The sequence below is a fragment of the Ruminococcus sp. AM42-11 genome (assembly GCF_003480145.1).
Classification (GTDB): Bacteria; Bacillota; Clostridia; order Lachnospirales; family Lachnospiraceae; genus Blautia_A; species Blautia_A faecis.
In genome coordinates this window covers 61,924-83,950 of sequence record NZ_QUIO01000006.1, presented here as the reverse complement: position 1 = coordinate 83,950, position 22,027 = coordinate 61,924, and the positions used below count along the sequence as shown (strand labels likewise).

16 protein-coding genes and 2 pseudogenes are annotated in these 22,027 nt (G+C 45.3%); all 18 read left to right on the top strand.

The window, feature by feature from the left end; all coding sequences use genetic code 11:
• The 18 genes and pseudogenes from DW904_RS05535 (at position 1) to DW904_RS05455 (ending at position 22,024) form a co-directional block, all read left to right on the top strand.
• Positions 1 to 771: an AAA family ATPase gene (locus DW904_RS05535; RefSeq protein ID WP_118578442.1), complete on the top strand. Its 771-nt coding sequence runs from the start codon at positions 1 to 3 to the stop codon at positions 769 to 771.
• A 186-nt stretch (positions 772 to 957) separates the two neighbouring features.
• Positions 958 to 2,849, top strand: a pseudogene (gene cooS, locus DW904_RS05530) (anaerobic carbon-monoxide dehydrogenase catalytic subunit).
• A gap of 24 nt (positions 2,850 to 2,873) precedes the next feature.
• A complete protein-coding gene (locus DW904_RS05525) occupies positions 2,874 to 3,647 on the top strand; it encodes a carbon monoxide dehydrogenase accessory protein CooC (protein ID WP_118578441.1) in 774 nt (257 codons plus the stop codon).
• An 18-nt stretch (positions 3,648 to 3,665) separates the two neighbouring features.
• Positions 3,666 to 5,795 (top strand): acetyl-CoA decarbonylase/synthase complex subunit alpha/beta, encoded by a 2,130-nt coding sequence (gene acsB, locus DW904_RS05520; protein WP_118578440.1) that lies wholly within the window; start codon positions 3,666 to 3,668, stop codon positions 5,793 to 5,795.
• Between the two features lie 256 nt (positions 5,796 to 6,051).
• A complete protein-coding gene (gene acsB / locus DW904_RS05515; protein ID WP_118578439.1) occupies positions 6,052 to 8,178 on the top strand; it encodes an acetyl-CoA decarbonylase/synthase complex subunit alpha/beta in 2,127 nt (708 codons plus the stop codon).
• A 49-nt stretch (positions 8,179 to 8,227) separates the two neighbouring features.
• Entirely contained in the window at positions 8,228 to 9,169 is a 942-nt protein-coding gene (gene acsD / locus DW904_RS05510; protein ID WP_118578438.1) for an acetyl-CoA decarbonylase/synthase complex subunit delta, read from the top strand.
• Positions 9,170 to 9,193: 24 nt separating this feature from the next.
• Entirely contained in the window at positions 9,194 to 10,540 is a 1,347-nt protein-coding gene (gene acsC, locus DW904_RS05505) for an acetyl-CoA decarbonylase/synthase complex subunit gamma (protein ID WP_118578437.1), read from the top strand.
• A 76-nt stretch (positions 10,541 to 10,616) separates the two neighbouring features.
• Positions 10,617 to 11,402 carry a carbon monoxide dehydrogenase/acetyl-CoA synthase methytransferase subunit gene (gene acsE / locus DW904_RS05500; RefSeq protein ID WP_118578436.1) on the top strand — a complete coding sequence of 262 codons (786 nt, stop codon included), beginning with the start codon at positions 10,617 to 10,619 and terminating at the stop codon, positions 11,400 to 11,402.
• A gap of 143 nt (positions 11,403 to 11,545) precedes the next feature.
• Positions 11,546 to 13,033 carry an ASKHA domain-containing protein gene (locus tag DW904_RS05495; protein ID WP_347562030.1) on the top strand — a complete coding sequence of 496 codons (1,488 nt, stop codon included), beginning with the start codon at positions 11,546 to 11,548 and terminating at the stop codon, positions 13,031 to 13,033.
• A complete protein-coding gene (locus tag DW904_RS25025) occupies positions 13,018 to 13,488 on the top strand; it encodes an ASKHA domain-containing protein (RefSeq protein ID WP_347562029.1) in 471 nt (156 codons plus the stop codon). Before DW904_RS05495 ends, DW904_RS25025 begins: the two co-directional genes overlap by 16 nt.
• An 8-nt stretch (positions 13,489 to 13,496) precedes the next feature.
• Entirely contained in the window at positions 13,497 to 14,168 is a 672-nt protein-coding gene (locus DW904_RS05490; protein WP_118578435.1) for a DUF3786 domain-containing protein, read from the top strand.
• 196 nt (positions 14,169 to 14,364) lie between these two features.
• Positions 14,365 to 16,050: a formate--tetrahydrofolate ligase gene (locus DW904_RS05485; RefSeq protein ID WP_118578434.1), complete on the top strand. Its 1,686-nt coding sequence runs from the start codon at positions 14,365 to 14,367 to the stop codon at positions 16,048 to 16,050.
• 100 nt (positions 16,051 to 16,150) lie between these two features.
• The gene (locus tag DW904_RS05480; RefSeq protein ID WP_118578433.1) at positions 16,151 to 16,780 is read left to right on the top strand and encodes a cyclodeaminase/cyclohydrolase family protein; all 630 of its coding nucleotides are present in this window, start codon (positions 16,151 to 16,153) and stop codon (positions 16,778 to 16,780) included.
• 130 nt (positions 16,781 to 16,910) lie between these two features.
• Positions 16,911 to 17,765, top strand: a complete 855-nt coding sequence (locus tag DW904_RS05475) for a tetrahydrofolate dehydrogenase/cyclohydrolase catalytic domain-containing protein (RefSeq protein WP_118578432.1) — start codon at positions 16,911 to 16,913, stop codon at positions 17,763 to 17,765.
• Between the two features lie 223 nt (positions 17,766 to 17,988).
• On the top strand, positions 17,989 to 18,417 hold the full coding sequence (locus DW904_RS05470; protein ID WP_118578431.1) for an MOSC domain-containing protein: 429 nt from the start codon (positions 17,989 to 17,991) through the stop codon (positions 18,415 to 18,417).
• The gene (moaA, locus tag DW904_RS05465) at positions 18,410 to 19,384 is read left to right on the top strand and encodes a GTP 3',8-cyclase MoaA (RefSeq protein ID WP_118578430.1); all 975 of its coding nucleotides are present in this window, start codon (positions 18,410 to 18,412) and stop codon (positions 19,382 to 19,384) included. The genes DW904_RS05470 and moaA overlap by 8 nt, the downstream gene beginning before the upstream one ends.
• 293 nt (positions 19,385 to 19,677) lie before the next feature.
• Positions 19,678 to 20,156, top strand: a pseudogene (locus tag DW904_RS05460) (NAD(P)H-dependent oxidoreductase subunit E).
• On the top strand, positions 20,153 to 22,024 hold the full coding sequence (locus DW904_RS05455) for an NADH-quinone oxidoreductase subunit NuoF (protein WP_118578429.1): 1,872 nt from the start codon (positions 20,153 to 20,155) through the stop codon (positions 22,022 to 22,024). Before DW904_RS05460 ends, DW904_RS05455 begins: the two are co-directional and overlap by 4 nt.
• The last annotated feature ends 3 nt before the right edge of the window (positions 22,025 to 22,027 follow it).

Genomic DNA, 22,027 nt, shown 5'->3' with positions numbered 1-22,027 from the left:
ATGGCACATGTAATTGCTGTCGCAGGTAAAGGCGGCGTTGGTAAAACCACATTATGCGGAATGCTGATCCAGTATCTCTGCGAGAAAGGCAAAGGACCGATCCTTGCAGTAGATGCTGACGCAAACTCAAATCTGAACGAAGTTCTTGGAGTAGAAGTGGAGACTACACTTGGTGATGTAAGGGAAGAAATTGCTCGCGCAGAGCTTGCAAGCGAGAATCCGATCCCGGCGGGAATGTCCAAGGCGGATTACGCTGAAAGACGTTTTGAGGATGCTCTGGTAGAAGATGATGATTTTGATCTTCTGGTTATGGGCAGAACCCAGGGAAAAGGCTGCTACTGTTTTGTAAATGGACTTCTTCAGACCCAGCTTGCCAAATACCAGAATAATTATCCTTATATCGTAGTTGATAACGAAGCTGGTATGGAGCACATCAGCAGGGGAGTACTTCCGTCCATGCAGACAGCGATTCTGGTCAGTGACTGTTCCAGAAGAGGTGTACAGGCTGTAGGTCGTATTGCAGAGCTTATTAAAGAATGTGATATGCACCCGGATACAGTAGGCCTTATCATTAACCGTGCTCCTGGCGGAAAGCTGAATGACGGAATCAAAGAAGAGATTGAGAAGCAGGGTCTTCATCTTCTTGGCGTAGTGCCGCAGGATGAGACTGTTTACGAGTATGACTGCGAGGGTAAACCGACTGCAGGGCTTCCGGAAGATAATCCGGTAAAGATGGCTCTTCGTGAGATCGTAGATAAGCTTGTTTTATAAGGGAAGTCCCCCTTACCCCACATGTTTATGTGATAAGAGGATAGAAATGGCATTATAATTCGCAGCATGCAAGAACGCTGCTGCGGAATTTTTGTCAGGTATTTATCCCATGGGAGGGGATGGGTTCCGGAAAACGGAATATAAATAAATTTATCAAAAGTAACACATACTTAGAGGAGGTCAATAATGAGTGAATTCAAATTAACTACAGTGGAAGAATTCGAAGCTGCCACAGCCCGTCTTCTTGAGACTGGTGCAAAGGTAGGCGCTGATTCCTGGCAGATGCGTGTTAAGAATCAGACTCCACACTGTAAATTCGGTGAGCAGGGCGTATGTTGCCGAATCTGTTCAATGGGTCCGTGCCGTATTACACCTAAGGCACCGAGAGGTATCTGCGGATGCGATGTACATGGTATCGTAGGAAGAAACTTCCTTCGTTTCACAGCAGGCGGCGCAGCTACACACTCTGATCACGGACGCGAAATCTGTATCACACTTGGACATGCAAAAGAGGGCGGCGATTACCAGGTAAAAGATCCTGAGAAGCTGATCCGTATTGCAAAAGAGTGGGGCGTTGAGACAGAAGGCAAAGATATCTATGATCTGGCTCATGAAATGTCTGATCTTGCTCAGGAAGAATACGGAAAGATCAGAGGATATTCCAGATGGCTTAAGAGAGCACCTCAGCATACACAGGATCTGTGGCATGCAGCTGGAATTGAGCCAAGAGCAATCGACCGTGAGGTTTCCTGTGCACTTCATATGACTCATATGGGTAACACAAGTAAACCGGAGGCTCTGATCCGTCAGGCGCTTCGTAACGGTCTTTCCGATGGATGGGGCGGTTCCATGTGCGGAACTGAGTTCTCTGATGTCCTTTTCGGAACTCCAAAGCCAATCGATACCGAGGCTAACCTTGGTGTTATGAATGCAGAGAATGTAACATCGTTGTTCATGGACATGACCCGAGTCTTTCTGAGATGATCTGTGAGTATGCAGACAGCAAAGAGATGATCGACTATGCGAAATCCATGGGTGCTAAGGGAATCACTGTTTCCGGTGTATGTTGTACATCTAATGAGGTTGCAATGCGTCGCGGTATTCCGATGGCAGGTAACTTCTTACAGCAGGAGAACGTTGTACTGACAGGTGCCTGTGAGGCAATCGTAGTTGACGTTCAGTGTATTTTCCCGGCACTTGGACCTCTTTCCAAATGCTTCCATACAAAATTCATCACAACTTCTCCAATCTGCCAGATGCCAGATTCCGATTTCATTGAATTTGATGCAGGTACAGCAGGAGAGAAAGCAAAACAGATCGTAAAACTTGCATGTGAGAACTTCAAGAACAGAAAACCAGAGCTTGTACATATCCCGGATCTGAAACATAAAGCTACTGTTGGTTACTCTGTAGAAGCAATCGTTAAGACACTTGACGGCGTAACAAACTCTCAGGTAGACGAGACTGGTACCACCAAACCTCTTCTTGAGTGTATTACATCTGGTGTTATCCGTGGTGCTGTTGCTATGGTTGGATGTAACAACCCGAAGGTCAGACCTGACACAGCTCACATCGAACTTATGAAGAAACTGATCGCAAACGATATCGTGATCATCGCTTCCGGATGTTCCGCTCAGGCAGCTGCTCGTGCAGGACTTATGGACAAAGCTGCAAAAGACCTTTGCGGTGCTGGTCTGAAACGTGTTTGCGAGCTTGCAGATATCCCGCCAGTATTACATATGGGATCCTGTGTTGATATCAGCCGTATGCTGATCCTTGCTTCTGAGCTTGCCAAGGATTCCGGACTGAACATTTCCCAGCTTCCAGTAGTAGGATGTGCTCCTGAGTGGATGTCTGAGAAGGCAGTTTCCATTGGAAACTATGTAGTAGCAACTGGTCTTGATACATATCTTGGTGTAGACCCATATGTTTCCGGTTCTACAGAGGTTGCAAGCCTCCTTACAGAAGGGGTACGTGACTGGGTAGAGGCAGCATATACAGTTGAGAAAGATATTGATAAATTAGGCGATCTTATGATTGCGAGAATCGAAGAAAAACGTGACGCTCTCGGAATCTGATCGAAGGAAAGGCGCGATTAACTTATGAAAATAGCAGTAACCGGTAAAGGCGGAGTAGGAAAGACAACTTTTGCGGCAACACTTGCCAGACTATATGCAGATGAAGGGAAAAAGGTCCTTGCAGCTGATGTTGACCCGGACGCAAACCTGGGACTGGCTCTTGGATTTGATGAGGAGACTTTAGATTCCATCGTTCCCATTTCCAAGATGCGTAAGCTGGTAGAGGAGCGTACCGGAGCCAACAGCCAGAATCAGTTTTATACACTGAATCCGAAGGTAGACGACATTCCGGACACCTACGGAAAGGTTTGTAATGGTGTAAAGCTGCTTGTCCTTGGAACCGTGGAAACAGGCGGAGGCGGATGTGTCTGTCCTGAACATGTCATGTTAAAAAGAATCATCAGCAACCTTGTAGTGCACAGGGATGATGTGGTAATTATGGATATGGAAGCCGGTCTGGAGCATCTGGGCCGGGGAACCACGGAGAGCATGGACGAATTTATTGTGGTGATCGAACCAGGTGCAAGAAGTGTACAGACCTACAAAAACGTAAAACGTCTTGCAAAGGATCTTGGCATTACTCAGGTTAAGGTAGTGGCCAACAAAGTACGGAACGAAGAGGATGAAGAATTTATCCGCAACAAGATTCCGGCAGAAGATCTTCTTGGAATGATCCATTACAATGTAGAAGTTATGGACGCAGACCGCCAGGGTAAATCACCCTATGATTTCAGTGAGACAGTAACATCTGAGATCAGAAAGATTAAAGAAAAGATAGACAACGAATCAAGTCTGTAAATAATAGGAGGTACTACAGTGACTTTATTTGATAGAGTATTCAGCGGAAACGACGCTGTTTATGGATTAACAGAGGGCGCTATTGATGCAGCCATCGCACAGCATGGCGAAGACAAAGCAGTAAGCTTCCCTGATACCGCTTACAGCCTTCCTTGCTACTATTCAGTAACAGGAACCAAGGTTACAACCTTAAAAGAGTTAAAAGAGGCTCTTGGCGTTGTAAAAACTCTTATGACAAGAGAGAAAAGACTGAACGACGCATTCATGTCCGGTATTGCTACCGCACTTTGCGCAGAGTTCATCGAAGTTCTGAAATATATCGACGGAGCAACACCATATGAGGAGCCATGCTATGGCCACCTTGCAGATGCTGTGATCCGTGAGCTTGGTGTACCGCTTGTAACAGGCGATATCCCTGGTGTAGCCGTTATCCTTGGAACAGCTCCATCTGTAGAAGAGGGTGTTGCACTTGTAAAGAGCTATCAGGCACAGGGTATTCTTGTAACACTGGTTGGCGGAATCATTGACCAGGTGAAGGAAGCTGGCATGAACACTGGAGCAAACGTACGTGTTATTCCTCTTGGAAAAGACGTTACAGCAGTTATCCACGTTGTATCTGTTGCACTTCGTGCAGCTCTGATCTTCGGTAACGTAACACCTGGAGATGCAGGTACACTTATGAAATATACAATGGACCGTGTTCCGGCATTCGTTAACGCATTCGGACCTCTGGATGACGTTGTAGTTGCTTGCGGAGCTGGCGCTATCGCACTTGGCTTCCCGGTAATCACAAACGAGACAGAGAACATCTTCCGTGTACCGAAGAGCCTTATCGTTCAGGAGGACGTAAGCAAATTCAACGCTACTTCCCTTGAGGCTCGTGACATCAAGATCAAGATCACAAACATCGATATCCCGGTTGCATTCGCATCTGCATTCGAGGGCGAGATCATCCGTCGTAAAGACATGCGTGTTGAGTTCGATGGTTCCCGTGTTGACTGTGCTGAGCTTGTACATACCTGTGACGCTTCTGAGATCGAGGATCACAAGATCACAGTTGTAGGACCGGAAGTTGACGAGATGGAAGACGGAAGCAAGAACAGCATTGCATACGTTGTTAAGGTTGCCGGTAAGAACATGCAGCCTGACTTTGAGCCTGTTATCGAGCGTAAATTCCACAACTACATCAACTGTATTGAGGGTGTATATCACACCGGTCAGAGAGATATGCAGCGTATCCGTATCAGCCATGCAGCATTTGATGCAGGATTCCGTATCAAACATATCGGTGAAGTTCTTTATACTCAGGTTAAGAACGAATTTGACGCAGTTGTTGACAAGTGTGAGGTTGTGATCTACACAGATCCTGCTGAGTGTACCAGAATCCGTCATGAAGTTGCAATTCCGACATTCGAGAAACGTGATGATCGTCTTGCAAACCTCACTGACGAGTCTGTTGATGTATATTACAGCTGTATCCTCTGCCAGGCATTCTCCCCGTCTCACGTTTGTGTTGTTACACCAGAGAGACTTGGACTTTGCGGTGCCGTTTCATGGCTGGATGCAAAAGCTACCAACGAGCTTGATCCGAACGGACCTTGCCAGGTGATCACCAAAGAGCGTCCGATCAATGAAGAGCTTGGTTCTTATGAAGACGTTGATGAAGCGGTTCAGAAGTTCTCCCAGGGTGCTCTGGAGCACGTTACCCTGTACTCCATCATGCAGGATCCTATGACTTCCTGCGGATGCTTCGAGTGTATCTGCGGTATCGAGCCATTCTCCAACGGTGTAGTTATTGCTAACCGTGAGTATGCAGGTATGACACCTCTCGGAATGACCTTCTCTGAGATGGCTTCCATGACAGGTGGTGGTGTTCAGACTCCTGGATTCATGGGACATGGTAAACACTTCATCGCTTCCAAGAAATTCATGAAGGCTGAGGGCGGTATCGAGCGTATCGTATGGATGCCGAAAGAATTAAAAGAGTTCATCGCAGAGAAATTAAATGCTACTGCAAAAGAACTTTACGGAATCGATAACTTTACAGATATGATCGGTGATGAGACTGTTGCTACAGATCCTGAGACTCTGGTAGGATTCCTTACAGAGAAGGGACATCCGGCACTTGGACTTGACCCGATGATGTAATTTATCCAGCAGCTCCTGCTGCAAAATGGAGATAATTTCCCTGGAGTCTGTCTCCTTTAGACAGGCTCCGGGATCCACTATTTCCGGCAGGAATACTGATTTATAGTTTCGCTGCGGAGGGCGAACAAGCAGATCATTTTGATTGCGGAATGAAATGATCTGTATCTGATAATTTATTTAGCAGCAAACCAATGGATAGAGGCGGAGCCTTACATGGTTTGTGATAGAAGATTAACAGAAAAGGAGATGCAGAAAATTGTTAATTAACAGAATTTTCAGCGGTAATGATGCAGTATACGGTCTAACAGAAAAAGCCGTAAACGATGCTGTACAGCAGCATGGTGCAGATAAGGCAGTGGGATTTCCACACACAGCATATTGTCTTCCATGCTATTATGCAGTAACCGGTGTGAAGATCAAAACACTTGGAGAACTGCAGGCAGCCCTTGGCGTCGTAAAATCTCTTATGACAAGAGAGCATGCTCTGGATGATGCTCTTATGTCAGGTGTAGCAACAGCCCTCTGTGCGGAATTTATTGAAGCACTGAAGTATCTTGATGGGGCAGAACCCTATCAGGAGCCTTGTTATGGCCATCTTGCAGATTCCATTATCCGTGAGCTTGGTGTACCGCTTGTAACAGGAGATATCCCTGGTGTAGCCGTTATCCTTGGTAGCGCACCGACTGCACAGGAAGGTGTTGACCTGATCAAGAGCTATCAGGCACAGGGTATCCTGGTAACATTAGTTGGCGGTATCATTGACCAGGCACAGGAGCTTGGTCTTAAGATGGGCTATAATTTACGAATTGTTCCTTTGGGAAAAGACGTAACATCTGTTATCCACGTTGTATCTGTTGCACTTCGTGCAGCACTGATCTTCGGCAATGTAACACCTGGCGATGCAGCAAGCCTTCTTACATACACCAAAGACAGGGTTCCGGCATTTGTAAATGCTTTCAAACCTGTTGATGATGTAGTTCTTGCAGCCGGTGCTGGTGCGATCAAGCTTGGTTTCCCGGTAATCTCCAATGAGGATGAGAACATTGTGGAAGTACCAGGAGCCCTGATCGCGTGTCCGAACGTTGCTGACTTTAATAAGGTTTCCCTTGAAGCAAGAGGAATCAAGATCAAGATCACAAAGGTGGATATTCCGGTAGCATTTGCGTCTGCCTTTGAAGGTGAGATCATTCGTCGTAAAGATATGCGTGTGGAATTTGACGGTTCCCGTGTGGACTGCGTAGAGCTTGTGCAGACTAAGGAAATGAACGAGGTCGAGGATCACAAGATTACTGTCGTAGGTCCGGAAGTCGATAGCTTCGAACCTGGAAGCAAGCACAGCCTTGCCTACGTGGTAGAAGTAGCTGGTAAGAAGATGCAGCCGGATTTTGAACCGGTTATCGAGCGTAAATTCCACAATTATATAAACTGCATTGAAGGTGTATATCACACAGGACAGAGGGATATGTTCCGTATCCGTATCAGCAATGATGCTTTTGCAGCAGGTTTCAGAGCAAAACACTTTGGTGAAGTTCTTTACACTCAGGTAAAGAATGAGTTCGAGGCTGTTGTAGATAAGTGTCAGGTAACTGTCTATACAGATCCGGATGAGTGTACCAGAATGCGTCATGAAGTAGCAATCCCTACTTTTGACAAACGTGATGCACGTCTGGAGACATTGACTGATGAATCTGTAGATGTTTATTACAGCTGTATCCTGTGTCAGGCATTTTCTCCGTCACATGTCTGCGTAGTAACACCGGAGAGACTTGGACTTTGTGGAGCCGTTTCATGGCTGGATGCAAAAGCAACCAATGAACTGGATCCAAACGGCCCATGTCAGATCATCACCAAGGAGCGCCCGATCGATGTAAATCTGGGCTCTTACGAGGATGTTGATGAAGCAGTAAAGAAATATTCCCAGGGTGCTCTGGAGCATGTTACTCTGTACTCCATCATGCAGGATCCTATGACCTCCTGCGGATGCTTCGAGTGTATTTGCGGTATTGAGCCATTTTCTAATGGTGTGGTTATCGCAAACCGTGAGTATGCAGGCATGACACCTCTTGGAATGACGTTCTCCGAGATGGCTTCCATGACCGGCGGCGGTGTTCAGACACCAGGCTTTATGGGACATGGAAAACACTTTATTTCATCCAAGAAATTCATGAAGGCAGAGGGCGGAATTGAGCGTATCGTATGGATGCCAAAGGAATTAAAAGAGACCGTGGCGGAGCGACTCAATAAGACTGCAAAAGAACTCTATGGCATTGACAACTTCACTGATATGATCGGTGATGAGACCGTTGCCACAGATCCGGAAGTTCTTGTTGCATTTTTAACAGAACATAACCATCCTGCATTGTCAATGGATCCGATGATGTAGTATAATGGTTCTGTATAATTTTTACAAATTTTTAAGGAGGCTTTAAGAAATGCCATTTAATCAGAAACCACAGAAGTTCAACGCAAAGATCAACACTGTTACGGTTGGAACTGGCGATAAAGCGGTTACTATTGGAGGAAATTCTACATTTCCTTTCTATACATTTGACGCACCAACCGAGAACAGCCCGAAAATCGGTGTAGAGATCACGGATATGGGACTTGATGACTTTGCACCTGGAATCAAAGCATATTATGAAGGATGCACCACCATGGCTGAGATCGCTCAGAAAGCAGCAGCTATGGAAGGTGGAGATTTCGTTGTACTCAACCTGGAAGGCGGAGATCCAAACGGAGTAAACAAATCTACAGAAGAACTTATTGCAATCGTAAAAGAGGTTGCAGATGCAATCGACTGTCCATTAGTAGTTGAAGGCTGCAAAAATGTGGAGAAGGATGCGGAACTTCTTCCGAAGGTTGCAGAGGCACTTCAGGGCAGAAACGTGATCGTGATGTCTGAGAAGGAAGAAAACTACAAGGCAATCGGTGCTGCAGCAGGACTTGCTTACAACCAGATCGTAGGCGCTGAGTCCGCTGATGATATCAACCTTGCAAAACAGTTGAACGTAGTAACAACACAGTTAGGTGTTGATGCGAAGAAGATCGTTATGAACGTAGGAACAGCTACCGTTGGTTATGGTTACGAGTATGTTGTTTCCACTATGGACCGTATCAAAGGTGCAGCATTATCCCAGAATGATAACATGCTGCAGATGCCTATTATTACACCAGTTTCTTCTGAGACATGGGGCGTAAAGGAATCAGTTGCAACTGAGGAAGATATGCCAGAATGGGGCTCAGAGGATGAGCGTGGTATCGACATGGAAGTTATGACAGCAGCAGCAGACCTGGCAGCAGGATCTGACGCAGTTATCTTAAGACATCCAGAGTCTGTAAAGACCATCGCTAAGATGATCAAAGCACTTGTGTAATATTTTTAGGAGGGAAAAATTGATATGGCACTGAATGGTATTCAGATTTTTAAATTAACACCAAAGAAAAACTGTAAGGAATGTGGATGCCCGACATGTATGGCTTTCTCCATGAAAGTTGCACAGGGCGCTTTAAAGATTGAGCAGTGTCCACATATGTCTGAGGAAGCATTAGCATCTCTTTCCGAGGCAACTGCTCCGCCAATGAAGACGATCAAGATTGGTACTGGCGATGAGGAGCTTACCCTTGGTGGTGAGACCGTTCTTTTCAGACATGAGAAGACCTTTGTAAACAAGACAAGATATGCAGTAGAGCTTTGCACATGCATGGATGACGCTACTGTAGATGCAAAACTGGCTGAGATCCCGAAGGTTGATTATGACCGTATCGGTGAGAGAATGTACGCAGAGATCGTTTACGTAAACTGCGATGCAGAAGCAACAGCTGACAAATATGTAGCACTTGTACAGAAAGCAGCAGCTCTTGGACGTACCCTGATCCTTGGATGTTCTGATCCGGAGATCGCAAAAGCAGCCCTTGAGGTTTGCAAAGACAGCAAGCCGGTATTAAACGGAGCAAATGCTTCTAACTATGAGGCTATGAACGCAGTTGCAACAGCAGCTGGTGTTGTTCTTGGTGTATCTGGCAAAGATCTTAACGAGTTATATGATACTACAGCAGCAATCGAGAAACTTGGAAACAAGAATCTGGTACTTGATGTAACAGGCGCTGACATCAAAGAGACCTTCGGCAATGCCGTACAGGTACGTCGTGCAGCTCTGAAGGATCAGGACAGAACATTCGGTTATCCATCCATCGTAAACCTTGCAAAGATCGCTGGTGGTGACTATCACCTTCAGGCAGGTCTGGCAGCTATGTTTACAATGAAATACGGTTCCATCGTTGTTATGGAGCGTATGACATATGCAGAGGCACTTCCGTTATATGGTCTGCGTCAGAACGTATTTACTGACCCGCAGAAGCCAATGCGTGTAGAGCCAGGTATCTACCCGATGAACGGTGGAGATGAGAATTCTCTTGTTGTTACAACTGTTGACTTCGCTCTTACATATTTCCTTGTATCTGGAGAGCTGGAGCGTTCCGGTGTTCCGCTTAATCTTGTTATCAACGATGCCGGCGGTTTATCCGTACTGACATCCTGGGCAGCAGGAAAATTCTCCGGAAACAGTATTTCTACATTCTTCAAAGAGAAAGTAGAGCCAAATGTTAAGAGCAGACGTCTGGTAATCCCAGGTAAGGTTGCAGTCCTGAAGGGTGATCTGGAAGCAAAACTTCCAGGATGGGAAATCATCGTTGGACCAAGAGAAGCTGTACAGCTTGTGAAGTTCTTAAAGGATCTTGAAGGCTGATTTAAGCCTTTAAGACCCTAAAAGGGTATGCCGCTTATGGGCGGCACCACTATAAATGTAAAGGAGAACATTTGACATGGCAAAATTTGTTACAATTGGAGAGAGACTTTCAACAACAGCACCTTCTGTAAACAAAGCATTTACAGAGAGAGATCCTGAGCCGATCTTAAAGAGAGCAAAACAGCAGCTTGATGCTGGTGCTGTTTATCTTGATGTAAACATCGGACCAGCTGAGAACGATGGAGAAGACCTGATGAAATGGGCTGTTAAGCTTCTTCAGGAGAACTTCGACAACGTTCCGCTGTCTCTGGATACATCCAACAAAAAAGCAATTGAGGCTGGTATTTCCGTATACAACCGTTCCAAAGGAAAACCAATCGTAAACTCTGCTGATGCAGCTGGAAGAATTGAGAACATCGACCTTGCAGCAGCTAACGATGCAATCGTTATCGCTCTTTGCAACGGTGAAGGTATTGCAAAAGACAACGACGAGCGTATGATGTACTGCCAGATGCTTCTTGAAAGAGGTATGGAGCATGGTATGGACGCAAGTGATCTGTGGTTTGACCCGCTGTTCCTGGTTGTTAAAGGAATGCAGGACAAACAGATGGAAGTACTTGAGGCTATTAAAATGTTCTCCGATATGGGACTGAACTCTACAGGTGGTCTGTCCAACAACAGTAACGGTATGCCGAAGAACATCCGTCCAATCATGGATTCCGCATTAGTTGCTATGGCTATGATGCAGGGCCTTACATCCGCAATTGTTAACCCTAACGACCTTCGTCTTATGGAAACAATCAAATCCTGCGATGTATTCAAGGGCAACACCCTGTATGCTGATTCCTATCTTGAACTGTAATTATTTGTAATTCGTTTCTAAATAGGGACGTAAGATACAAAAGGGGCTGGGGCTTTGGCCTCAGTCCCTTTTTCTAACGGATAAGAATAATAATGATGTCTGTTTTGGCAGATATATGACCATATGAGAAAGGTGAGTGCCGGATGTTTAAGGTTACATTTTCTTTTGAAGATGGCAGTGTGGTAGAACATTTTGCCAATGCGGGGGACAATTTACTTGAATTAGCCAGAGAGGCCAATGTGGCCATCGACGCGCCGTGCTCCGGAAATGCTTCCTGCGGAAAGTGCCGGGTACAGTTAAAAAAAGGAGAACTGGACAGCAAGAAAACCTTACATATCAGTGAGGAAGAATATCAGGAGGGATGGCGTCTTGCCTGCACCAGCAAGATCTGTGCAGATGTGACCGTACTGGTACCTGATATTGCGTCTGCTTACAAGAGCAGAATGAAGGTTGCAGATCTCAGCTCCAAAGAGGAAATTGCCATTTTCGAGAATTCCAAAAGAGACGTAGAAATGACCGGTATTGAGCTCAGAAACAGTCTGGATGTAATTGAACTTGATATGAATGAGCCAAGTCTTGATGACACCATGCCGGATAATGAGCGCCTTACAAGAGCTTTAAAGAAATACATGAATCTGAAACAGGTAAGGATCCCTTACGCTGTATTAAGAAAATTGCCGGATGTCCTCCGGGAAAATCATTTCAAAGTAAAATGTGTAGTTCGTACTGCTCCTAATGATCTTTTTGTATACGATATTTTCGGAAAAGATGAAGAAGTGGTAGTGGGCGGACTTGCAGTGGATATTGGTACCACAACTGTTTCTGCAGTCCTGATCAACATGGAGACCGGAGAGATTCTTGCCAAGGCTTCCTCTGGAAACGGACAGATCCGTTTCGGAGCAGATGTTATCAACCGTATCATCGAACAGCAGAAGCCAGGCGGTAAGAAGAAACTGCAGGATGCAGTCATTAAAGAGACAATCAATCCAATGATCGCACAGATGTGTAAAAGTGCAGGCATTCCAGCCAGCCATATTTACAGAATGTCTGTGGGAGCAAATACAACGATGAATCATCTGTTTGCCGGGATCAACGCGGATCCGGTCCGTATGGAGCCGTATATTCCAGCATTCTTCAAAACCAATTCCCTTTTTGCTTCTGATGTGGGAATTGCTATCAATAAAGATGCGCATATTATCATTGCGCCAAATATCGGAAGCTATGTAGGCGGTGATATCACTGCCGGAACTTTAGTAAGCATGATCTGGAACAGACCAGAGTTTTCTTTATTTATCGATCTTGGAACTAACGGTGAGCTGGTATTTGGCAACTCTGATTTTATGATGAGCTGTGCATGTTCCGCTGGTCCGGCTTTTGAGGGTGGTGATATCAGCTGCGGTATGCGTGCAACTGATGGAGCTATTGAAGCTTGTACCATTGATAAGGAGACTATGGAACCAACTTATAAAGTAGTTGGAGAACCGGGAACCAAGCCGGTTGGACTTTGTGGTTCCGGAATCATTGATGTGATCAGCGAGCTTTTTATGTGCGGAATCATCAACCTAAGGGTAAATTTGTCCGTGAGGGGGAGAGAATCCGTCACGATAAATACGGAATGGGAAGCTATGTGATCGCATTTGAAAAGGATGCAGGCTCTGTGAAGGATATTGAGATCACAGAGGTTGATATTGACAACTTTATCCGTGCCAAAGGTGCTATTTTCTCAGCTATCAGAACTATGATAAATAGTCTTGATTTTGACGTGAGCATGATCGATGATGTATACGTTGCCGGTGGTATTGGAAGCGGAATCAATATGAGAAATGCTGTAAACATCGGAATGTTCCCGGATATCCCTCTGGAGAAATTCCATTATATCGGCAACTCTTCCCTGACGGGTTCCTATCTGATGCTTCTTTCTACAGAGGCCGAGAAGAAGACCTATGAGCTTGCTGCAAACATGACATATATGGAGCTTTCTACAGTGCCAACTTATATGGACGAATTTGTAGGAGCGTGCTTTATTCCTCATACAGATACGGGAATGTTCCCTGATGTAATGAATGATTTACAGAACAGGAAGTAATTAATAAAATGCCATTTACAATTGATGACTTAAATTATGATAAAGACAGCAAGGAGAGAATGCCATGGGAGCATTATCTTGAGCTGTATGCAAAAGCTGACCCGAAGGAGATCGCATCCAGACTTTCCATTCCATATGATGAAGAGGCTAAGGAATTTACTCTGACTTTCCTGGGCTCTGAATATAAGATCACATATCCGGATTTCCAGGTAAAACATGTGGCAGATGAGAAGAAATGTTATCCTCTGGAGGATATGATCTACGCAAAGATTCTTACCATTCGTTTTCTGTTAAATGGTTCCGCCTCTGTGGGGACTGGCAGGTTTAAAACTTACCGGGAAATGCCATGGGGAGAAGTGTACCTGAGACAGTTTGACGGACGTTGTATCAAAAGGCTTGCATTTACCTATGGAAACAGACTGGATGATTTCCGGCTTGTAATGGATCATATGAAATGCACTCCGGTGAAATTCGGAGATGTGGCTTATGAGCTTTCCATTTATCCGGGATATCAGATCCAGATGATCCTGTGGGAGGGGGACGATGAGTTCCCGCCGTCTTCCCAGATCCTGTTTTCCGACAATTTCCCGGTATCCTTTGCTGCGGAAGATATGGCGGTTATGGGAGATGTGATCATTGGCTCTTTGAAGGCTTTTCTGAAAGCAGCGAAAGAGCAGTAAGGTTATTGTAAAACAGATTCTGCGTGAAAGTTAACCGAGATTTAAAGTTTTCTAAATGCATGAGCTGTATATTTTTTGATTAAAGCGGACTGGAGTGCGGGTGTTTGAGCCTGCACCAGGATCCGTTTTGATAAATCCAAATTAAGCGGAGGCGTCATGCTGTAACAGCGGTGACGTAAAAAGGAGGTAAGTTACAATGGGATACAAGAGTGACATTGAAATCGCACAGGAATGCGAAATGCTGCCGATTACCCAGATTGCAGAGAAAGCTGGTATTGATGACAAATACCTGGAGCAGTATGGAAAGTATAAGGCAAAAATCGACTACAATCTCTTAAAAGAGAGCGACAAGAAAGACGGAAAACTGATCCTTGTAACAGCAATCAACCCGACCCCGGCTGGTGAGGGAAAAACAACTACAACTGTAGGACTTGCTGATGGAATGCAGAGACTTGGAAAGAGCGCAATGGTTGCACTTCGTGAGCCATCTCTTGGACCGGTATTCGGTGTTAAGGGCGGCGCTGCAGGCGGCGGATACGCACAGGTTGTTCCAATGGAGGATATCAACCTTCATTTCACAGGTGACTTCCATGCAATCGGAGCTGCAAACAACCTTCTTGCAGCAATGATCGACAACCACATTTTCCAGGGCAATGCACTGAACATTGACCCACGTAAGATCACATGGAAGAGATGCGTGGACATGAACGACCGTCAGCTTCGTAACGTGATCGATGGTCTTGGAGGAAGAACAAACGGTATGCCTCGTGAAGACGGTTATGACATCACAGTTGCTTCCGAGATCATGGCAGTTCTCTGTCTTGCAAGCGACATCACAGACCTGAAGAATAGACTTTCCAAGATGATCATTGGTTATACATATGGCAAAGTATCTGAGCAGAAACCGGTAACAGCTGGTGATCTTCACGCAGAAGGTGCTATGACAGCTCTTCTGAAAGACGCTCTGAAACCAAACCTGGTTCAGACTCTGGAGCATGTACCTGCAATCGTTCACGGTGGACCATTTGCAAACATCGCTCATGGATGTAACTCTGTAACAGCTACTAAGATGGCTATGAAGCTGGCTGATTATGCCATCACAGAGGCTGGATTCGGTGCTGACCTTGGTGCAGAGAAATTCCTTGACATCAAATGCCGTATGGCAGGTCTTCATCCAAATGCAGTTGTGATCGTTGCTACTGTACGTGCCCTTAAATACAACGGCGGTGTTGCAAAAGCAGACCTTAACAATGAGAACCTTGAGGCTCTTGAGAAAGGTATCCCGAACCTTTTAAGACATGTAAACACGATCAAAAATGTTTACAAACTTCCATGTGTTGTTGCAATCAACGCATTCCCGACCGATACCAAGGCAGAGCTTGACCTTGTTGAAGCAAAATGTAAAGAGCTTGGTGTTAACGTTGCACTTTCCGAAGTATGGGCAAAAGGCGGTGAAGGCGGCCTGAAGCTTGCTGAGGAAGTAATCCGTCTCTGCGAAGAGCCAAATGACTTCTCTTATTCCTATGAGCTTGACGGTTCTATAGAGGATAAGCTGAACCAGATCGTTCAGAAAGTATACGGCGGAAAGAAAGTTGTTCTCACAGCAAACGCTCAGAAACAGGCAAAACAGTTAGAAGCTCTTGGCTTTGGCAACTGCCCGATCTGTGTTGCAAAGACTCAGTACAGCTTAACAGATGACCAGACAAAACTCGGTGCACCGACAGATTTCGAGATCACAGTTCGTAACCTGAAGGTTTCCGCAGGTGCTGGATTTGTTGTTGCACTGACGGGTGAGATCATGACCATGCCAGGTCTTCCGAAAGTTCCGGCAGCTGAGAGAATCGACGTTGACGAGACTGGTAAGATCACAGGTCTGTTCTAATCAAAGAAAAAAGAAACATCAGGCGGATATACCTGTCCGCCTGGCGTTATAAAAAGGTCATGGCTTACATGATGACTAAGAACAATAAGGAGACAACGAAATGGGATTTTCAACAAGTACATGTACAGAATTTGTAGAAGTTCTTGCTTCTAAAGCCCCGGTTCCAGGCGGCGGCGGAGCATCTGCACTGGTAGGTGCTGTGGGAACTGCACTTGGAAACATGGTAGGAAGCCTTACTGTTGGTAAGAAGAAATATGCTGATGTTGAGGAAGAAATGTGGGAGCTGAAAGGTAAATGCGACCAGCTTCAGAAAGATTTCCTTCGTCTGATTGAGCGTGACGCCGAAGTATTCGAGCCGCTTTCCAAAGCATATGGAATGCCGAAAGAAACAGAAGAAGAGAAAGCTGAAAAAGCAAGAGTTATGGCAATCGTATTAAAAGATGCCTGCTCTGTTCCTATGGAAATCATGGAGAAATGCTGTGAGGCACTTGACCTGATCAAGGAATTTGCTGCAAAAGGCTCCAAGCTTGCCATCAGTGACGCTGGTGTAGCTGCAACTTTCTGCAAAGCTGCATTAAAAGGTGCAAGCCTGAACGTTTATATCAACACAAAGTCCATGGCAGACAGAGAGTATGCAGAAGAATTAAATGCAAAGGCTGATGCAATGCTTGAAAAATACTGCAAGCTTGCAGACGAGACATTTGACAGCGTACTTGGCAGACTGAAATAAAGATAAAAAAGAAAAGAACTGGCAGGAGCAAAATCCTGCAAGTCTTTTTTGCAGTCTCAAAATGCTGTATTACCATGAAACTGGTATGAGCATGACTGGATTTATCATAATATAAGGAGATTACTAAAAAATGGCAAAACAGTTATTAGGTAAAGAAGTAACTGCTGCATTAAACGAGCGTATCAAAGGCAATGTGGCAGCTCTTCAGGAAAAAGGCGTTAACCCAACACTTTGCATTATCCGTGTAGGAGAGAATCCAAGTGATATTTCCTATGAGAAAGGTGCAACAAAGCGTTGTGAGACATTAGGTGTTGCATGCGAGAAAATTCTTCTTCCGGAGGATGTTGCTCAGGACGAGCTTCTTGCAGTCATTGATAAGGTAAACAAAGACGATCATATCCATGGTGTACTTCTGTTCCGTCCGCTTCCGAAACATCTGGATCAGGCTGTGATCGAGAATGCACTTGCTCCTGAGAAAGACGTCGACTGTATGACAGACCTTTCCATGTCTGGTGTTTTTACAGGCAAGAAGATCGGTTTCCCGCCATGTACACCACAGGCATGTATGGAAATCCTTGATCATTACGGAATCGACTGTACAGGTAAGAAGGCAGTAGTAATCGGAAGAAGCCTTGTTGTAGGTAAACCGGCAGCTATGATGCTTGTTAAGAAAAACGCAACTGTAACCATCTGCCACACAAGAACAGTCGATATGCCGTCTGTGGCACGCGAAGCGGATATTATCATCGTAGCAGCAGGCCGTGCTGGCGTTGTTGGCGCTGATTATGTAAAAGCAGGACAGGTAGTTATTGATGTAGGAATCAACGTAAATGCAGAAGGCAAGCTCTGCGGAGACGTTGACTACGCAGCAGTAGAGCCGATCGTAGATGCTATTACACCAGTTCCTGGCGGAGTTGGAAGCGTTACAACATCTGTCCTGGTTGGACATGTTGTAGAGGCTGCTATGCGTAAAGTGAACGCTTAATATTTAATTGGTTTAGAGTTAATAGAACGATGTACCTGAAGTACATCATGTGTACAAGCGGAAGAAAAACTCTTCAGGGTAAAAACTGGAGAGTTTTTTTGTTGCAGAAAATTTTATTGAAATCCTTATTGCGGCAAAAGTTTGTTTTGCTATTACAAAAAATTTGCTTTTCTCAGTAAGATATTGTACTATAGAGGGTACAGATATATGGAGGTAACTCACTATGGGAAAAGTGATGGCAGTGAACATCAGTGTTAAAAGAGGAACTCAGAAGGTCAATGTGCACACTGTAAAACTGATTGAAAATTATGGACTGGAGAATGACGCCCACGCAGGAAACTGGCATCGTCAGGTCAGCCTTCTGTCTTATGAAAAAATAGAAGAATTTAAGGCAAAAGGCGCGCCGGTAAAGGATGGTGCTTTCGGGGAAAATCTGATCGTACAGGGATTTGACTTTAAGACCCTTCCAGTAGGAACCCGTCTGAAATGCAACGATGTGATTCTGGAAATCACGCAGATTGGAAAGCAGTGTCACAACGGCTGCGAGATTTTCAAGATCATGGGAGATTGCATTATGCCCCGCGAAGGTGTTTTTGCCAGAGTAATCAAAGGCGGTGTGATCTCTGAGGGAGATGAAATGGTTTATGCTTGACAGATACGGAAGAAATATTGATTATCTGCGGATATCTTTGACAGACAGGTGCAATCTCCGCTGTATCTACTGTATGCCGGAAGAGGGAATCCGTCAGATTCCAAGGACAGAACTTCTTGATACAGATGAAATCGTGAGAATCTGTAAGGTGGCCAGTGAACTTGGGATTTCCAGAATCAAACTGACAGGAGGAGAGCCTCTTGTCCGCAGAATTTGCACCCCATTAGTAAAAGAGCTGAAAGCCATTCCCGGGATCTGCCAGGTTACACTGACCACCAACGGAATCCTTTTGGGAGAACAGCTTCCGGGCCTGATGGAGGCCGGTCTGGATGCCGTAAACATCAGTCTGGATACTTTAGAAGAAACCACATTTCGCAAAATCACCCGTAGGGACGATTTTCACCAGGTTTTAAAGGGACTTAGGGCAGCACTTTCCTACCCTTCCCTGAAAGTGAAATTGAACTGTGTCCCCACTTTTCAGTCGGACGAGGAACTTTTACAGGTGGCAGCTCTTGCAAGGGAGAATCCTCTTCATGTGCGTTTCATTGAAATGATGCCAATCGGTCTGGGCAAGGAGTTTGCAGCCAGGGGAGAGGAACAGATAAAGTCTGTTCTGGAAAAGAAATATGGGTCAATGACACCAACGGAAGAAAAGCTTGGAAATGGTCCCTGTCATTATTATACCCTGGAGAAGTTTACAGGCAGGATCGGATTTATCAGTGCCCTGTCCCACAAATTCTGTGACAGCTGCAACCGTGTAAGGCTTACTTCTACCGGATTTCTGAAAGGCTGCCTGCAATTTGAGGACGGAGCAGATCTGAAGGTTTTGCTTCGAAGTGGTTGTTCTGATGGGATGCTTAAAGAAACGATAGAAAAAGTCATTTATGAAAAGCCTGTAGGCCACAATTTTCAGGAACATAAGAAGGGAAACGAAGAATCCCACATCATGGCTCAAATCGGTGGATGATTTTGAAAAATAAAAGAAAACACGATTTAGAAAAGTCGGATTTGCTGTTGTATCATTTGTACAACTTAAGCAATCCGGCTTTTTGTATATTTCAATATAATTCCAGATACATAATTGTGCAAAAATATTGTTAATAAATAAACTTATTCATATTTGCTTGCCAAAATGAACAAAAAAATATATAATTTCATTACAAAAATAGTCATGTCTGTTAAAAAATACGCAAAGCCGGAAGCTTTGGAGGACGGGGACAAAAGACCTGGAGGCATCTGGCAAGTAAGGAGGTTAACAAAATGGTAGATCAGTCATATTACAAGAAAGCAGATGAGATTATTGAGCATTATGAGCGGTGTGCTGCCTCATTAATCCCCATCATGCAGGATATCCAGGCGGAATATCGGTACCTGCCTGCAGAACTTCTGACCTACGTAGCCGGACAGATCGGCGTTACTGAAGCGAGGCCTTCAGTGTTGCAACCTTTTATGAGAACTTTTCTTTTGAACCTAAAGGAAAATACATTATCAAGGTATGCGATGGCACAGCCTGTCATGTAAGAAAGTCAATCCCGGTTAAAGAAGCATTCATGAAAGAACTGGGATTAAGCAATAAGAAGCATACCACAGATGACATGATGTTCACTGTGGAGACCGTATCCTGTCTTGGTGCCTGCGGGCTTGCTCCCACCTGTATGGTGAATGAAGAAGTGCATGCCAAGATGACACCGGAGAAGGTAGTAGAGCTTATTAACAGATTGAGAGGTGAGAACGGATGAGGATTAACAGTAAAGAAGAGCTGCAAAGCAAAAAAGCTGAGATCGAACAGAATATCCAGAGCTTCACATGCCGTGTTCTTGTCTGTTCCGGTACCGGATGTATGGCTTCCGGTGCTCAGAAAATCTATGATGAGATGGTAAGACTCTGTGAAGGTATTGATGGTGTAGAGATTGAAATGCAGAAAGATATCCCTCACGTAGGCGTTATCAAGACTGGCTGCCAGGGTCTTTGCGAGCTGGGACCTCTTGTAAGGATTGAACCATACGGATATCAGTATGTACATGTTCAGGAGGAGGACTGCCTGGAGATCGTGGAGCGAACTGTACGCCTTGGACATCCTGTAGATCGTCTGTTTTACCGCCATGGAGATGAAATCTGTCCAAAGCCTGAGGATATCCCGTTCCTTAACCGTCAGACCAGGATCGTTCTTGAAAACTGTGGTAAGATTGACGCGGAATCCATTGACGAATATATTGCAGCAGGCGGTTTTTCTGCTCTTGCCAAGGCAGTTACAGAGATGACTCCCCAGGATGTAATTGATGAAGTTACCAGATCTGGTCTTCGCGGACGCGGAGGCGCCGGCTTCCCGGCTGGTAAGAAGTGGTCACAGGTAGCCAGACAGGCTGAGAAAACCCGATATGTAGTATGTAACGGTGATGAGGGTGACCCGGGAGCATTTATGGATGGTTCCGTTATGGAAGGCGATCCGTATAAGATGATCGAGGGCATGATCATTGCCGCTTACGCAGTTGGCGCTGAGAACGGATACATATATGTTCGTGCAGAGTATCCTCTTTCCGTAGCCAGACTTCGTCTTGCTATTTCCCAGGCTGAGAAATATGGTCTCCTTGGAGATCATATCCTTGGCAGCGGTGTGAATTTCCATCTGCATATTAATCGTGGTGCAGGAGCTTTCGTATGTGGTGAAGGTTCTGCCCTTACCTCTTCCATTGAGGGAAACAGAGGTATGCCTCGTGTAAAACCACCTCGTACTGTTGAGAAAGGTCTGTGGGGCAAGCCAACTGTATTAAATAACGTTGAGACTTACGCAAATGTTCCGAAGATTATCATACAGGGTGCTGACTGGTTCCACACCATCGGAACAGAGGGAAGCCCGGGAACCAAGACCTTCTCACTGACCGGAGCAATTGAGAATACAGGTCTTATTGAAGTTCCAATGGGAACAACACTTCGTGAGATTATTTATGATATTGGCGGCGGTCTGAAGAGCGGTGCTGCATTTAAAGGCGTTCAGATTGGCGGACCATCTGGCGGATGTCTTGTAGAAGACCAGCTGGATGCTCCTCTTGATTTTGATTCTGTAAAGAAGCTTGATGCTATTATGGGATCAGGCGGTCTTGTTGTCATGGATGAGAATACCTGTATGGTAGAAGTTGCCCGTTTCTTCATGAGCTTTACCCAGCGGGAGAGCTGTGGAAAATGCGTTCCATGCCGTGAGGGTACCAAGCGTATGCTGGAGATCCTGGAGAAGATTGTAGCAGGCAATGGGGAGATGTCTGATCTTGACGAGCTGGAAGAGCTTGCCAAAATGGTTCAGAGCATGGCTCTTTGCGGACTTGGAAAGAGTGCACCTCTTCCTGTCCTCAGTACCATGAAGCGTTTTCGCGAGGAATACGAAGAGCATATCCGGGACAAGAAGTGCCGGGCAAAGGTCTGCACAGCACTCCGTCAGTTCCACATTAATCCGGAATTCTGTATCGGCTGCGGAAAATGTGCCAAGAACTGTCCTGCCGGGGCAATTTCCGGCAAGATCAAATCACCTTATCATATTAATAACGATGTATGCATCAAGTGCGGCAGCTGTAAGGATAACTGTAACTTTGATGCAATATATGTGGAAATGTAGGGA

Bases quoted from the DNA above. Each gene is read 5' to 3' on its own strand.
- DW904_RS05535 (WP_118578442.1), top strand. From the start codon at position 1: ATGGCACATGTAATTGCTGTCGCAGGTAAAGGCGGCGTTGGTAAAACC.
- DW904_RS05525 (WP_118578441.1), top strand. From the start codon at position 2,874: ATGAAAATAGCAGTAACCGGTAAAGGCGGAGTAGGAAAGACAACTTTT.
- acsD (WP_118578438.1), top strand. From the start codon at position 8,228: ATGCCATTTAATCAGAAACCACAGAAGTTCAACGCAAAGATCAACACT.
- acsC (WP_118578437.1), top strand. From the start codon at position 9,194: ATGGCACTGAATGGTATTCAGATTTTTAAATTAACACCAAAGAAAAAC.
- acsE (WP_118578436.1), top strand. From the start codon at position 10,617: ATGGCAAAATTTGTTACAATTGGAGAGAGACTTTCAACAACAGCACCT.
- DW904_RS05495 (WP_347562030.1), top strand. From the start codon at position 11,546: ATGTTTAAGGTTACATTTTCTTTTGAAGATGGCAGTGTGGTAGAACAT.
- DW904_RS25025 (WP_347562029.1), top strand. From the start codon at position 13,018: ATGGGAAGCTATGTGATCGCATTTGAAAAGGATGCAGGCTCTGTGAAG.
- DW904_RS05490 (WP_118578435.1), top strand. From the start codon at position 13,497: ATGCCATTTACAATTGATGACTTAAATTATGATAAAGACAGCAAGGAG.
- DW904_RS05485 (WP_118578434.1), top strand. From the start codon at position 14,365: ATGGGATACAAGAGTGACATTGAAATCGCACAGGAATGCGAAATGCTG.
- DW904_RS05480 (WP_118578433.1), top strand. From the start codon at position 16,151: ATGGGATTTTCAACAAGTACATGTACAGAATTTGTAGAAGTTCTTGCT.
- DW904_RS05475 (WP_118578432.1), top strand. From the start codon at position 16,911: ATGGCAAAACAGTTATTAGGTAAAGAAGTAACTGCTGCATTAAACGAG.
- DW904_RS05470 (WP_118578431.1), top strand. From the start codon at position 17,989: ATGGGAAAAGTGATGGCAGTGAACATCAGTGTTAAAAGAGGAACTCAG.
- moaA (WP_118578430.1), top strand. From the start codon at position 18,410: ATGCTTGACAGATACGGAAGAAATATTGATTATCTGCGGATATCTTTG.
- DW904_RS05455 (WP_118578429.1), top strand. From the start codon at position 20,153: ATGAGGATTAACAGTAAAGAAGAGCTGCAAAGCAAAAAAGCTGAGATC.